Origin of the sequence: Pseudomonas oryzihabitans, assembly GCF_024652905.1 — a bacterium.
In the GTDB taxonomy this organism is placed as follows: domain Bacteria; phylum Pseudomonadota; class Gammaproteobacteria; order Pseudomonadales; family Pseudomonadaceae; genus Chryseomonas; species Chryseomonas benzopyrenica.
In genome coordinates this window covers 2,985,857-3,000,713 of the sequence record NZ_CP102428.1, presented here as the reverse complement: position 1 = coordinate 3,000,713, position 14,857 = coordinate 2,985,857, and the positions used below count along the sequence as shown (strand labels likewise).

At 67.1% G+C, this 14,857-nt stretch carries 9 protein-coding genes; 7 read left to right on the top strand and 2 right to left on the bottom strand.

All coding sequences use genetic code 11. From position 1 onward, the window contains the following. Positions 1-20 precede the first annotated feature (20 nt). Positions 21-899 carry an energy transducer TonB gene (locus NRG74_RS13850; protein ID WP_026083833.1) on the bottom strand — a complete coding sequence of 293 codons (879 nt, stop codon included), beginning with the start codon at positions 897-899 and terminating at the stop codon, positions 21-23. Between the two features lie 103 nt (positions 900-1,002). Continuing rightward, positions 1,003-1,953 carry a glutathione synthase gene (gene gshB / locus NRG74_RS13845; RefSeq protein ID WP_064307478.1) on the bottom strand — a complete coding sequence of 317 codons (951 nt, stop codon included), beginning with the start codon at positions 1,951-1,953 and terminating at the stop codon, positions 1,003-1,005. A gap of 220 nt (positions 1,954-2,173) precedes the next feature. Here gshB and pilG point away from each other — a divergent pair, with 220 nt between their 5' ends. The 7 genes from pilG to NRG74_RS13800 all read left to right on the top strand — a co-directional run bounded on the left by pilG (position 2,174) and on the right by NRG74_RS13800 (position 14,847). Continuing rightward, positions 2,174-2,581: a twitching motility response regulator PilG gene (gene pilG / locus NRG74_RS13840; protein ID WP_007161679.1), complete on the top strand. Its 408-nt coding sequence runs from the start codon at positions 2,174-2,176 to the stop codon at positions 2,579-2,581. A gap of 40 nt (positions 2,582-2,621) precedes the next feature. After that, positions 2,622-2,987, top strand: a complete 366-nt coding sequence (gene pilH, locus NRG74_RS13835; protein ID WP_007161680.1) for a twitching motility response regulator PilH — start codon at positions 2,622-2,624, stop codon at positions 2,985-2,987. Between the two features lie 49 nt (positions 2,988-3,036). Next, positions 3,037-3,573, top strand: a complete 537-nt coding sequence (locus NRG74_RS13830; protein WP_017640975.1) for a chemotaxis protein CheW — start codon at positions 3,037-3,039, stop codon at positions 3,571-3,573. Between the two features lie 161 nt (positions 3,574-3,734). Next, a complete protein-coding gene (locus NRG74_RS13825) occupies positions 3,735-5,765 on the top strand; it encodes a methyl-accepting chemotaxis protein (RefSeq protein ID WP_017640974.1) in 2,031 nt (676 codons plus the stop codon). Positions 5,766-5,826: 61 nt separating this feature from the next. Beyond that, entirely contained in the window at positions 5,827-6,675 is an 849-nt protein-coding gene (locus NRG74_RS13820) for a CheR family methyltransferase (RefSeq protein ID WP_017640973.1), read from the top strand. Positions 6,676-6,686: 11 nt separating this feature from the next. Continuing rightward, positions 6,687-13,835 (top strand): Hpt domain-containing protein, encoded by a 7,149-nt coding sequence (locus tag NRG74_RS24435; RefSeq protein WP_307773950.1) that lies wholly within the window; start codon positions 6,687-6,689, stop codon positions 13,833-13,835. Next, positions 13,828-14,847 (top strand): chemotaxis protein CheB, encoded by a 1,020-nt coding sequence (locus tag NRG74_RS13800; protein WP_068382885.1) that lies wholly within the window; start codon positions 13,828-13,830, stop codon positions 14,845-14,847. Before NRG74_RS24435 ends, NRG74_RS13800 begins: the two co-directional genes overlap by 8 nt. Positions 14,848-14,857: the final 10 nt, after the last annotated feature.

Here is a 14,857-nt window from a genome sequence, read left to right as displayed (position 1 = left end):
AAGTCCAACGGCGTCCAGGGCTATTGACTGGACAGGCGGTCGCCACGCTCGAAGCGCCAGGTGCGGATGATCTCCAGCCGGTCGATGTCGGCCAGATCGCCGCTGAAGGGAGCGAAGGGCGCCGCTAACCGGACGATGCGCAGCGCCGCCTGGTCCAGCACCGGGCGGCCCGAGGATTCCAGCACCTGGACCTCGTAGAGCGAGCCGTCCTTGTTGATGGCCACCAGCAGGCGCAGGCTGCCATAGAGGCGGTCACGCTTGGCCTGCTCGGGGTAGTTGAGATTGCCGATGCGCTCGATCTTGCGCCGCCATTCTTCCTTGTAGCGGGCGCCCTTGTCCTTTTGCGTCGAGGCGGCGTTGATCCGCCAGATCTTTGGCCGCTTGGCGTATTGCTGGCGCTCCTCGGCGAGCTGGGCTTCCAGACTGGCGAGTTCGGCGGCCTGGCTGTCTGATTCGGGGCTCGGAGCGTCACGCTGTTCCCGTTCGGGCGTCTCGCGACTGGGCTCGGCCTTGGTCGGCCGCGGGGCGCGGGTGGTCACCGCCGCCTTGGGCGCCTGGGCGCGATCCGCCGCCGGCGGGCGAGCCGGAGGCGCGGCCTGGCGGATCTCGCTGTCGTGGAACGGCGCCTGCACCGGGGTGCTCGGCGCTGCCGCCTTGTCCAGGGTGCCACTGCCCTGCTGGTTTTCCTGGGCGAGGAAATCAGCCTGCTTGGGCGCCTCGTCGCTCTTGAAGCTGGCCAGCGTCACCTCCAGGGTGCGACTGATCTGGCTGGGCTCGGGCAGCGAGAAACCGACGCCGAGGATCAGCACGACGTGCAGCAGGGTCGCGATGAGCAGCGTGAAGCCCAGGCGGTCGGCGGGACGGACCTGGGCGGCGGGGGAGGAGGCGGTGCTGGGCATTGACTGGGTCGGCAAGGGCAGAGGACGCGCGGCAGGGCTGGCGCCAGTCTGCGGATTGTGTCCGCGCTTGTCCATGCCGCTGGGGGCGGCATGGACCCTCGCCTCAGCGCGCGCGCTTCTGCGCGATCACATCCATGAGGCGCTCGGCGATGCGGGTGTCGTAGGCCGCATCTATCTCGCGGATGCAGGTCGGGCTGGTGACATTGATCTCGGTGAGGTGCTCGCCGATCACGTCCAGGCCGACGAAGAGCAGGCCGCGCTTGCGCAATTCCGGGCCCACCGTCGCAGCGATCTCGCGATCCCGCGCCGACAGCGGCTGGGCGACGCCGCGGCCACCGGCGGCCAGGTTGCCACGGGTCTCGCCCTGGGCCGGAATGCGCGCCAGGCAGTAGTCCACGGGTTCGCCGTCGATCATCAGGATGCGCTTGTCGCCATCCTTGATGCCCGGCAGGTAGCGCTGGGCGATGATCTGCTGGGTACCGTGGGCGGTGAGGGTCTCCAGGATCACCGAGAGGTTGGGATCGCCTTCCCGATGCCGGAACACCGAGCTGCCGCCCATGCCGTCCAGCGGCTTGAGGATGACGTCACCGTGGCTGCGGGCGAACTCGCGGATGATGTCGGCGCGACGACTGACCAGGGTCGGCGGCGCCAGCTCGGGAAACAGGGTGGCGAAGAACTTCTCGTTGCAGTCGCGCAGGCTGGCCGGGCGGTTGACCACCAGGGTGCCGCCACGCTCGGCCTGCTCCAGCAGGTAGGTGGCATAGACGAATTCGTTGTCGAAGGGCGGGTCCTTGCGCATCAGGATCACGTCCAGCTCGCGCAGGGGCAGGTCGACGTCTTCGCCAAAGGCGAACCAGCGCTCCGGATCCTGGAAAACGTCCAGCTGCCGGCCACGGCCGCGGGCCTCGCCATCGACCTGGTACAGGTCCTGCATCTCGAAATAGTGCAGGGTCCAGCCGCGCGCCTTGGCCGCCCACAGCATGGCCATGGAGCTATCCTTCTTATAGGAGATGCGTTCGATGGGATCCATGACGATCCCCAGGCGGATACTCATTGACGCTAGACCTCGGTTCTACGTGGGCAAGGCGTCAGAATAGCCCTTCGATCCCCTTCAGTGCCAATGCTTGCGCGATCGTCGTGGTGGGCGGGCCGGTGGTCCGCCACCAGGGGATCTGCGTGGTACGTCACGGTATTGTGTGCTACAAAGAGGCGCCGCCAAAGTGCCCGGATCGACATCATTCACGTTTCATCGACGATGAGCTGGTAGCTTGAACATGGAACAGTATTCGGAAGGGCTGAAGGTCATGGTGATCGACGACTCGAAGACGATTCGTCGGACCGCCGAGACTCTGCTCAAGAAAGTTGGCTGCGAGGTCATCACCGCCATCGATGGATTCGATGCGCTCGCCAAGATCGCCGATAGTCATCCCCACATCATCTTCGTGGACATCATGATGCCGCGACTGGATGGCTATCAGACCTGCGCGCTGATCAAGAACAACAGCGCCTTCCGCGCGACGCCCGTCATCATGCTGTCTTCGCGTGATGGCCTCTTCGACAAGGCCAAGGGCCGCATCGTCGGCTCTGACCAGTACCTCACCAAACCCTTCAGCAAAGAAGAGCTGATCGGTGCGATCAAGACCCACGTCCCCAGTTTCACTCCGCTCGAACAAGCGTCCTGAGTGTCCTGAGGCGGGCGATTCTATCTAGTAGGAAATTTTCATGGCTCGAATTCTGATCGTCGACGACTCTCCCACCGAGATGTACAAGCTCACCGCCATGCTGGAAAAGCATGGGCATCAGGTGCTCAAGGCCGAGAACGGTGCCGATGGCGTCGCCCTGGCCCGTCAGGAGAAGCCGGATGCGGTCCTGATGGACATCGTCATGCCCGGCCTCAACGGTTTCCAGGCCACCCGGCAGCTGACCAAGGATGCCGAGACCAGCCACATTCCGGTGGTCATCGTCACCACCAAGGACCAGGAAACCGACAAGGTCTGGGGCAAGCGCCAGGGCGCCAAGGACTATCTCACCAAGCCCATCGACGAAGACACCCTACTGCGCACCCTGGCGGGTGTCCTGCAAGGCTAACGTCCGACGTCCGTTTCTCGCGGCAGCGCCCTACAGGGCAGGGAATCCTATGAGCGACGCCACCACGCCCTATGAACTCTTGCGCCTGATCGATCTGCGCTGCCGCGAGCGGGCGGCCGGTCTGCCGGCGCAACAGGAAAACCAGCGCAGCTGGAGCGGTATCGGCTTTCGTCTCGGTGAATTGCGCTTCGTGATTCCCATGGGCGAGGTCAGCGAGATCCTGCCGGAGCCGCGCTTCACCGCGCTGCCCGGCGTCAAACCCTGGCTCAAGGGCGTGGCCAACGTACGCGGTCGCCTGTTGCCGATCGCCGACCTGGGGCAATTCCTCGGCGTGAAGATCCAGGCCCTGCGCAAACAGCGGCGCATCCTGATCGTCGACCATGGCGACCTCTTCGTCGGATTGGCGGTTGACGAAGTCCTGGGTATGCAGCATTTCGACATCGAGGCCTATCGCGAGCACGCCGACAACGTGCCGTCGGGCCTGCACTTCTTTCTGGAAGGTGTCTTCCAACGCGACGTGCCCTGGCTGGTCTGCAGCCCACGCGCCTTGGTCGAGCATCCCGAATTCATGGACGTCGCGGCCTAGGTCGCCAGGCGTCCGGGCGCTGCGAGGCGGATCGGGGTCGGGATGGCAGGAGCCGTCGCCGACGGGTGGGGGTAGGGCGACGAGCATCGGCTTCAAGCGAACCGGTCCGGCGTCCGACAAGGATAGAACTAAAGGAACCAAGGTCCAGGCGGGGGCCGCTGATGAACAAACTCAATACCGGGAAAATCAACGCGTGGGTCGCGGGCATGTTCGTGGTGCTGATCGTCGCGATCGTGCTGCTGTTCGCCAACTTCGCGTACCTGGGCACCCAGACCAACTACGACAACCAGTATCAGGGTCAGGCCACCGAGCTGCGGATTCTCTCGCAGCAGCTGGCCAAGAGTGCCAGTGAGGCCGCCACTGGCAAGGCCGAGGCCTTCAAGGACCTGCGCCAGGCGCGCGCCGAATTCGAGCGGCGCCTGACCATCCTGCGCAGCGGCGATCCGCAGACCGGTCTGCCGCCCTCGCCGGCGATCCTCGGCCCGCGTCTGGATACCCTGCAATCCCAGTGGGAGACCCAGCGCAAGCAGGTCGACACCATGCTCGGCAGCGAGCAGACCGTACTGTCCCTGCACCAGCTGTCCGGCGCCCTGGCCGACACCATTCCCCAGTTGCAGGTCGAGAACGAAGAGGTCGTCGACATCCTGATCGAGCGCGGCGCGCCCGCCGGCCAGGTGGTGGTGGCCCAGCGTCAGGCACTGCTGGCCGAGCGGATCCTCGGCGCCATCAACAAGATCCTTACCGGCGACGAAGCCGCCGTCCAGGCTGCCGACAGCTTTGGTCGCGACGCCAGCCTGTTCGGCCGGGTACTCAAGGCCATGCGCGAAGGCAATGCCTCCATGGGCATCGCCAAGATCACCGACCCCGAGGCGGTCAGCCGACTCAACGAAGCCAACAAGCTGTTCGAATTCGTCTCCGGCAACGTCGACGAGATTCTCGCCACCTCGCCCGAACTGCTGCAGATCCGCTCCGCCGTGGGCCTGATCTACCAGGGCTCCCAGGCACTGCTCGGTTCCGCCTCGGAGCTGAGCGCCGGTTACGCTTCGCTGGCCCAGAGCCGCAAGATCAACACCGTGGGCAGCTATCTGCTGGTATTCATCGCCCTCGGCGCCATCCTGTGCATCGGCTACATCCTGGTGCGCGATACCCGCCGCCGCCTGGCCGAGACCGACGAGAAGAACCAGCGCAACCAGACCGCCATTCTGCGTCTGCTGGACGAGATCGCCGACCTGGCCGATGGTGACCTGACGGTGCAGGCCACGGTGACTGAGGACTTCACCGGCGCCATCGCCGACTCCATCAACTACTCCATCGACCAGTTGCGCGAACTGGTGGAGACCATCAACCAGACCGCCGTGCAGGTGGCCGCCGCCGCCCAGGAATCCCAGGACACCGCGACGGTGCTGGCCGAGGCCTCGGAGCACCAGGCCCAGGAAATCGCCGGGGCCTCCGCGGCGATCAACGAGATGGCCGTGTCCATCGATCAGGTATCCACCAACGCCTCGGAGTCCACCGCGGTGGCGGAGCGCTCCGTGGCCATCGCCAACAAGGGCAACCAGGTGGTGCACAACACCATCATCGGCATGGACAGCATCCGCGAGCAGATCCAGGACACCGCCAAGCGAATCAAGCGCCTGGGCGAATCGTCCCAGGAGATCGGTGACATCGTCGGCCTGATCAACGACATCGCCGACCAGACCAACATCCTGGCCCTGAACGCCGCCATCCAGGCCTCCATGGCCGGTGACGCCGGTCGCGGCTTCGCCGTGGTCGCCGACGAGGTCCAGCGCCTCGCCGAGCGCTCCTCCGGCGCCACCAAGCAGATCGAGGCTCTGGTCAAGGCGATCCAGACCGACACCAACGAGGCGGTCATCTCCATGGAACAGACCACCTCGGAAGTGGTGCGCGGGGCCGCCCTGGCCCAGGACGCCGGTGTGGCGTTGGAAGAGATCGAGAAGGTTTCCCAGAGCCTGGCCGGACTGATCCAGAACATCTCCAACGCCGCGCGTCAGCAGTCCTCGTCCGCCAGCCACATCTCCAGCACCATGAACGTGATTCAGGAGATCACCTCGCAGACCTCGGCCGGTACCACCGCCACCGCGCGCAGCATCGGCGAGCTGGCCAAGCTGGCCAGCGAGATGCGGCGTTCGGTGTCGGGCTTCAATCTGCCGAACGAGCAGCCGCTGGGCTGAATGCAGCGGCCACATCGTGGTGTGGCGAGGGGGAGACGGGGTGGGGGAGTCGAGTTGGGCGTTGCGCCGTGCTCCCGAGCTGCCGGATGCGGACTTCGAGCGTTGGCGACAGCTGCTGGAATCCCGCGCCGGCATGGTGCTGGACGATCGCCAGCGCAGCTTTCTGCAGATCCAGTTGGCCGCGCGCATGCGCGAACTGGCGATCGCGGACTACGACAGCTACTACCAGGTCGTCTGCGCGGGCATCAGCGGGCGCATCGAATGGGTCCGACTGCTCGATCGGCTGACCATCCAGGCCACCCGCTTCTTTCGCCATCCCCCTTCCTTCGCGCTGCTGGAAGCCTATGTGAGTGAATTCGCCCGGACCACCGAGGGCCAGGGGCTGACCCTGTGGAGTCTGGGGTGCGCCAGTGGAGAGGAAGCGTTTTCGATGGCCATCAGTACCGCCGAAGTCCTGGCACGGCAGGCGCGACCCCTGACGTTCGCCCTGACCGGCACCGACATCAGCAGCGAAGCCCTGCGCCAGGCGCGGCAGGGTAGCTACAGCCTGCAGCGGCTGGCCGGCGTGTCGGCCAGCCTGCGCGAGCGCTATTTCCGTGCCCAGGCGGACGGCAGTTTCGAGGTCGCCGCCGGCTTGGCGGAGCGACTGTGCTTTGCCCGGCTCAATGTGCTGGAACTGGGCCAGGCCCCCTTGCAGGGGCTCAATGTCATTTTTTGTCAGAACTTGCTGATTTATTTCCGCCGCTGGCTGCGTCGAGACCTGCTCAATCAGCTGGTCCAGCGGCTTGCACCGGGTGGGCTCTTGGTCCTGGGTGTCGGTGAGGTGAGCAATTGGAGCCACCCGCAACTGGTACCCGTCGATCATCCCGAAGTCCTGGCGTTCACCCGCCAGCCAGACCACCCGGCATGACAGGAGCCGAGATGATCGATCGACACGACTACGTAGCCCTCGAGTGGGTCAAGGGAGAGATCGCCGAAACCTTGCAGCAGGCCCGCAAGGCGCTCGAGGCGTTCGTCGACAACCCTCACGACCGTAGCCGCCTGGGTTTCTGTCGGACCTATGTGCACCAGGTCTACGGCACCCTGCAGATGGTGGAGTTCTATGGCGCCGCGCTGCTCGCCGAGGAAATGGAACTGCTGCTGCAGGCCCTCCACGAAGAGCGGGTGAACAGCTCGGACGAGGCGCTGGAGGTGCTGATGCAGGCCATCCTGCAGGTACCGCCCTATCTGGATCGGGTCCTCGAGGCCCGCCGCGATCTGCCACTGGCCATCCTGCCGCTGCTCAACGACCTGCGCTCGGCGCGTGGTGAAAAGCTGCTCTCGGAAACCAGCCTGTTCTCGCCGGATCTGTCCGCCACGCCGCTGTCGCTGAGCGATGCCGAACTGGCCGACCGCGCCGCGCCGGACTGGCTGCCACGCCTGCGCAAGCTGCGCCAGGCGCTGCAAGGTGCCCAGGTCGGGCTGTTCCGCGACCGCGATGTCCAGTTGCACCTGGATTACCTGCTGCGGGTCTTCGAGCGCCTGGACCAGCTCTGCGCCGGTTCGCCCTTTGGCGCCCTCTGGCCGGTGGCGGCGGGACTGACCGAATTGCTGCAGGCCGGCGAGCTGGACAACAGCAGCTCGATCCGCGGTCTGCTGCGACAATTGGATCGTGAACTCAAGCGGCTCATCAGCGATGGCGTGACCACCCTCAACCAGCCGGCGCCGGCCGATCTGCTGAAGAATCTGCTGTTCTATCTGGCCAAGGCGCCGGTGCAGAGTCCGCGCATCGCCGCGCTCAAGGCCCACTACCGTCTCGACGAAGCCCTGCCGGATGCCGAGCTGGTGGGTTTCGAGCGCTCGCGCATCGTCGGTCCGGATCGCGAGGCCATGCGTTCGGTGGTGACTGCGCTCTGCGAAGAGCTGGTGCAGATCAAGGACAGCCTGGACCTGTTCGTGCGCAGCGATCGCCAGCAGCCCGCCAGCCTGCGGGGCCTGTTGGCACCGCTCAAGCAGATCGCCGATACCCTGGCGGTGCTGGGCTTCGGTCAGCCGCGCAAGGTGGTGCTGGAGCAGCACGAAGCCGTCGCCGACCTGGCCGCTGGCGTGCACGACGCCAGCGATGCCGCCCTGATGGACATCGCTGGGGCGCTGCTCTATGTCGAAGCCACCCTGGCCGGCATGGTCAGCGGCAACGAGGTCGGCGATGCCGAAGAGAGCCGCCTGCCCACCACCGACATCGATCAGTTGCACCGGGTGGTGGTGCGCGAGGCGCGCAATGGCCTGGAGCAATCCAAGGACGCCATCATCGAGTTCATCGCCTCCCAGTGGAACCATGTCCACCTGGAGCCGGTGCCTCTGCTGCTGACCCAGGTGCGTGGCGGCCTGGCGATGATCCCGCTGGAGCGGGCCGCGGCCCAGGTGCAGGCGGCCAACGACTACATCTGCCAGCAACTGCTGGGCAAGCAGGCGGTGCCGGACTGGCAGAGCCTGGATACCCTGGCCGACGCCATCACCAGCGTCGAGTATTACCTGGAGCGCCTGGCGGAAGATCCGTCCACGCCCCACGACATGATTCTCGACATCGCCGACGAGAGTCTCATCGCCCTCGGCTATCCGCCCAAGGCGGTCGGCGAAGGTGCGGAGGCGGAGGCGCCCCTGGTCTCCAGCGCGGTCGAGACGCTGCCTCTGGATCGACCGGAAGAGCCGGCGCCGGAAGCGGAGCCGGTGCTCGAAGAGACGCTGGAACTCACCGCCCTGCCGATCGAGGAGCCTGCGGACGCTGAAGCAGAATCCCACGCCGAATTCCAGTCCGAACCTGACGAGCCTCTGACCGCCGATCACCAAGCGGACGCGCAGGCAGCGGCCGATGTGGTGGCTGACGCGGCGCATGGCGAGGCCGAGCCCGCGGGCGCAGAGGCCGAGGAGCTGCCTGCCGGTATCGAGCTGGACAGCCTGCCGCCGGCGACCGCCGATGCCGATGCGGTCGCCGAGGTGCTGGCCGCGCCGGTCAATCCCATCAATCCCCCGGCGGCGCAAGTGCCGCAGGCGCTGCTGCCACCGGCGGCCGATGCCGAACCGGTCGAGGACGAGCTGCGCGAGGTCTTTATCGAAGAGGCCGGCGAGGTCCAGGTGGAACTGGAACGCTGGTTGCCGACCTGGCAGGCAGACCCCGAGCAGCGTTCCGCGCTGAGTGAATTGCGGCGCAATTTCCATACCCTCAAGGGCAGTGGTCGCATGGTCCAGGCGCTGGTCATCGGCGAGCTGGCCTGGGCCCTGGAGAATCTGTTCAATCGCCGGCTGGACCATAGCGTCGCTCACAGTCCTGCCCTGCAGACGGTGGTCGAGCAGACCTTTGCCCTGCTGCCGGAGCTGGTCGAGGAATACGCCGAGGATCGCCAACGGCAGCGCGATGACGTCGACTGGCTGGCCCATGCCGCTCATGCGCTGGCGCGCAACGAAGCCCTGCCCGAGCGGGCTTCGGCGAGCGACGCAGTTCCCTCCGTGGCGGCGGCGCTGCCTGAGGTGGAGAGCGTCGAGCCCGCGGCAGCGGCACTCGCCGCCGGCGAAGCCGATACCCAGCTGCTGGACATCTTCCGTACCGAGGCCCAGGCGCACCTGGAAACCGTGCGTCGCTTCCTCGAACAGGCCGACGCCGGTAGCGTCCAGCCGGTCTCCGACAATCTCCTGCGCGCCCTGCACACCCTCAAGGGCAGTGCCCATATGGCGGGCAGTTCGCCAATGGCCGAGCTGGCGTCGGCGCTGGAGCGGCTGGCCAAGGAATACAAGCTCGCCCATGTCGCCTTCGCCGAACCCGAGTGCGCCCTGCTGGCCCAGGGGGCCGAGTTGCTGGAGCAGCGGCTGGCTACCCTCGATGAGGGGTCGTTGGCGACCCCGCTGACGGGCGCGGCGGCCGTGATCGAGCACTGCGAGGCACTGCTGGAAGAGCTGAATCCGCAGCTGCCGATCCCCGCAGCACCGCTGCCGGAGCAGCGTGACGTCCTGCGCCTGACCGATTTCCTGATGCCGGCGATGGAGCTGCTGCTGGAAGCCGACGAACGCCTGAATGCCTGGCGCACCGATGGTGACCTGGCGGCCTGCCCGGATCTGCTGGCCGAACGACTGAATACCTTTGCCGACGGGGCGGCCCGGGTCGGCCTGGCCGACGTCGAGCAACTGGCCGAGGCGCTGCAGGTGGTCTATGCCGCCGCGGCGAGCGGTTCGCTGCCGGCCGATGAAGCCTTTTTCCGCGAGGCGGAGGAAGCCCAGGAAGCCCTGATCAGCATGCTCAATCAATTGGCGGGCGGCATGCGGGCCACCCCCAACGAGGAGCGGATCCAGGGTCTGCGCGCCCTGCTGGCGGGCATTCTCGCCGGGCTGCCCATGGCGGCCACCACCCTGCTGGCCGAGCCCGAACCCGAAGACCTCTTCGATCCGGAAACGGCCACGCCGGTGGCACCCGAGCTGGCGCTCGACGTCGAACTGCCCGCCGAAGCCGAAGCCGAAGCCGAAGCCGAAGCCGAAGCCGAAGCCGAAGCCGAAGCCGAAGCCGAAGCCGAAGCCGAAGCCGAAGCCGAGCCTGACCGCGAGCTGCCGGAAGCGTCGCAGGAGCCGCTGCCGCAGGCCGCGGACACCGAGTCGCCGGACGCCGCGGCGGTCGAGTCGGAGGCTACCGCCACCGTCGATCCGGAGATGCAGCTGATCTTCCTCGAAGAGGCCCAAGATCTGCTGGACAGCGCCGACCGGGCACTGAAACGTTGGCTGGTGGAGCCCCAGCAGAGCTTCCACCTCGGCACCTTGCAGCGCGATCTGCATACCCTCAAGGGCGGTGCCCATCTCGCCGGGGTGGTGCCAGTGGCGCGCCTGGCCACCGAGCTGGACGCCATCTACGAAGGCCTGCTCGACGGCCGCCTCGCCGGTGGTGGCGAACTGGCCCAGCCTCTGCAAGACGCCCATGGCTGCCTGGCGGCGCAGTTGGACGAGCTGGCGGCGGGTACGCCGGTCAGCGAGCATGCCGAGCAGGTCGAACGCCTGCAGCGCATCCGTACCGGTCACCTCGATGACCTGGCCGCAGGTGAATCCGAGCCAGCTCCAGGCCAGGTGGATGCCGCCAACGACATTGATGACCCGGTAGCGGACAGTGCGCCCGAGACCGAGTCCCAGCACCCGGAACCGCTGCCCATGGCCGCTGTGCCGGAGGCGGACGAAGGTCCTGACGCTGAGCTGCTGGCCATCTACATCGAAGAGAGTCGCGACCTGCTCGACAGCATGGCGACCTCGCTGCGCGCCTGGGAAGCCGAGCCGCACAACAGTCTCGCGCTGGAATCCCTGCTGCGCGACCTGCATACCCTCAAGGGCGGTGCACGCCTGGCCGAGGTGGATGCCATCGGCGATCTGGCCCATGCTCTGGAGGCCTTCTACGAAGGCCTGGCGCGGGGACGGATCAAGCCCGGCGCAGAACTGGGCGGCCTGCTGCAGCGTTGCCATGACCGCCTGCACGAACAACTCGAAGCCCTGGCCCAGGGGCAGGCTCCGGCACCTGCCACTGACCTCATCGAGGCCCTGCGCGATTATCGCGGAGCGCCGCTGGCAGCGAGCGTGACCGCCACCGCGGTGGCCGTTGCCACGCCGGTCTTCGACGCAGACACCGACGCGGAAATCCTCGAGATCTTCATCGAGGAGGCCCAGGACCTGCTGGTCAGCATGGACGAGGCCCTGGCCGGCTGGCCGGCCGCGCCCGAGGTGGCAGTGGACGAGCTGCTGCGCTGTCTGCATACCCTCAAGGGCGGCGCTCGCCTGGCTGGCCTTCATACTCTGGGCGAGCAGGCCCATGGACTGGAACAGCAACTGGTCGAGTTGCGTTCGCAGGCCGTAGGGCTGGGCGCAGGCGACCGCGTTCGCGACCTGGCGACCCAGGGAGTCGACGGGCTGCAACTGGCCGTGGCCCAGTTGTCGCTGCCTGCCACGCCCCTGACGGTCGCACCCCAGGCGTCGGACGCGCCCGCCGACCTTGAGCAGCAGTCCTTCGAAGCCGACCTGCCGCTGGCCGCGACGGACGCGGATGCTGACGTTGCAGACTCTCCAGGCGTGGACGGCGCAGCCGGTGCGGAACACGCACCGACCGAATTGCCGGTGGTAGGCGTTGCCGTGGCGCCGCTCATGGTGGCGGCCGAGACGCCCGCGGCGCCCATTGCGCCGCTGCCCTTCGTGCAGCGCCTGCAGCAGGTCCGCCAGCAGGCGGCGCAGCGGCGCTCTTCCCAGGAATTGGTGCGGGTGCCGGCCGCGTTGCTGGAACAGCTGGTCAACCTGGCCGGCGAGACCTCGATCTTCCGCGGTCGCGTCGAACAGCAGGTCAGCGACATCGGCACCACCCTCGGCGAGATGGAAGCCACCATCGAGCGGGTCCGCGATCAGCTGCGCAGGCTGGATACCGAAACCCAGGCGCAGATCATCAGTCGTCACCACGAAGACGTGGATCGCGCCGGCTACGAGGATTTCGATCCCCTGGAGCTGGATCGCTATTCCCAGCTGCAGCAGCTGTCCCGGGCGCTGTTCGAATCGGCTTCCGACCTCCTGGATCTGAAGAACACCCTGGGCCAGCGCAATCGCGATGCCGAGACCCTGCTGCTGCAGCAGGCACGGGTCAACACCGAGTTGCAGGAAAGCCTCATGCAGACGCGCATGGTGCCTTTCGAGCGCATGGTGCCGCGGCTGCACCGGGTGGTACGTCAGGTCAGCGCCGAACTGGACAAGCCGGTCGAGCTGCAGGTCGGCAACGCCGAGGGCGAGCTGGACCGCACGGTGCTGGAGCGGATCATTCCGCCGCTGGAGCACATGCTGCGCAACGCCATCGACCACGGGGTCGAGGACGCCACCGGGCGCCAGCGCGCCGGCAAGCCGGCCGAGGGCGTGATCAGCCTGGATCTGCGCCGCGAGGGCGGCGACATCATCCTGACCCTGGCCGACGACGGTCGTGGCATCGATCTGGCCGCGGTGCGCCGCAAGGCCATCGAGCGCGGCCTGATGGCGGAAGACGCGCAGCTCACCGATCAGGAACTGCTGCAATTCATCCTCGAATCCGGCTTTTCCACGGCGCCAACCGTCACCCAGATTTCCGGACGTGGCGTGGGCATGGACGTGGTGCACCAGGAGGTGAAACAGCTCGGCGGCAACATGGACATCCACAGCGTGGCGGGCGAGGGGACGCGCTTCACCATCCGCCTGCCGTTCACCGTGTCGGTGAACCGCGCGCTCATGGTGCATGCCGGCGACGATCTCTATGCCGTGCCGCTCAACACCATCGAGGGCATCGTGCGGGTGACCGCCGCCGACCTCGAACGCTATTACCGCCCGGGCGCCAGTACCTTCGAATACGGCGGCCAGCACTATGATCTGCGCTATCTGGGCCACCTGCTCGGCAACGGCCAGCAGCCCAAGCTGAGCGGCCAGAGCTTGCCGCTGCCGGTGGTGCTGGTGCGCTCCGCCGAATACGCGGTAGCCGTGCAGGTGGATGCGGTGGCCGGTTCGCGGGAGATCGTGGTGAAGAGCCTCGGTCCGCAATTCGCCGGGGTACCGGGCCTGTCCGGTGCCACCCTGCTGGGGGACGGGCGCGTGGTGGTGATTCTCGACCTCTTGGCCATGATCCGCAGCCAGCGCGGTACCCGCGACGAGTTGGCACGGCTGGCGCAGGGCTCGGCCACGGTGGCCGAAGTCATCCGGCCGGCGCTGGTCATGGTGGTGGACGACTCGGTCACGGTGCGCAAGGTCACCAGTCGCCTGCTGGAACGCCATGGCATGGAGGTCTTTACCGCCAAGGACGGGGTGGACGCCATCGCCCAGTTGCAGGAACGGCAACCGGACATCCTGCTGCTGGACATCGAGATGCCGCGCATGGACGGCTTCGAGGTGGCGACCCTGGTGCGCCACGACGCGCGCCTCAAGGACCTGCCGATCGTGATGATCACCTCCCGGACCGGGGAAAAACACCGCGAGCGGGCGCTGAGCCTGGGCGTGAACGAGTACCTGGGCAAGCCCTACCAGGAGAGCGAACTCCTGGCCCACATCCATCGGTTGGTCAGGGATCATGACTGAGATGCACAATGCCCGCGTCGCCATCCTGGCCGACAGTCCGCTGCAGCGCCACGTGCTGCAGCAGGTGCTGGCCGACAATGGCTATCACGTCGTCCTCAACAGCGATCCGGAGCGTTTCGACGAAGCGGCCTGGCCCACGGTCGCGACCGACCTGTGGCTGATCGATTTGAGCCAGACGGAAGAGTCGTCGCTGGTCGACGCGCTGCTGGAAGGGGCCGAGGTGCCCATCCTGTTCGGCGAAGGCCAGGCGCCCGAGCGCTTCACCGATCCCTTCACTCAGTGGGAGAAGCGCCTGATCGGCAAGCTCAAGCGGCTGATCGGCGATCCGGTGGCGGCGGTCGGCCCGGCGCTGGAGACCCTGCTGCAGGACCAGCCGCGCCCCCCGCGCCTGACCCTGCCCGAACCCCTGGCCAATCTGCCGTTGCCGGCGGGCGATCCGGCCCCCGAGGTCTGGTTGCTGGCGGCGTCCCTGGGTGGTCCGGCGGCGGTGAAGGCCTTTCTCGATGCCCTGCCGGGCGGGCTGCCGGTCGGCTTCCTCTATGCCCAGCACATCGGCGACGGCTTTGCCGCCAGCCTGCTGCGCGCGGTGGGCCGGCACAGCCAGTGGCACATCCAGGGCGTGCGCCCGGGTGAGCCGGTGCGCTGCGGCGAGGTGGTGGTGGTACCCACCCAGCAGGAACTCACCTTCCGTGCCAACAGCGCCCTGGACATCGTCGAGCGCGCCTGGCCCGAGCCCTATACGCCGTCGATCAGCCAGATGATGCTCAACCTGGCGCAGCACTTCGGCACCCGTTGCGGGGTCATCGTCTTCAGTGGCATGGGCAACGATGGTACCGCCTCGGCGCCCTATGTGCGGCGCCGCGGTGGCACGCTCTGGACCCAGTCGGCGAGCACCTGCATCGCCCCGAGCATGCCGGAAAGCCTGCGCGAATCGGGTCTCGCGACCCTTACCGCCGATCCCCGCGGCCTGGCCGAAGCCCTGGTGGCGCGCCTGGCCGAGCAGCGAAGCTAAAGGAATCTCC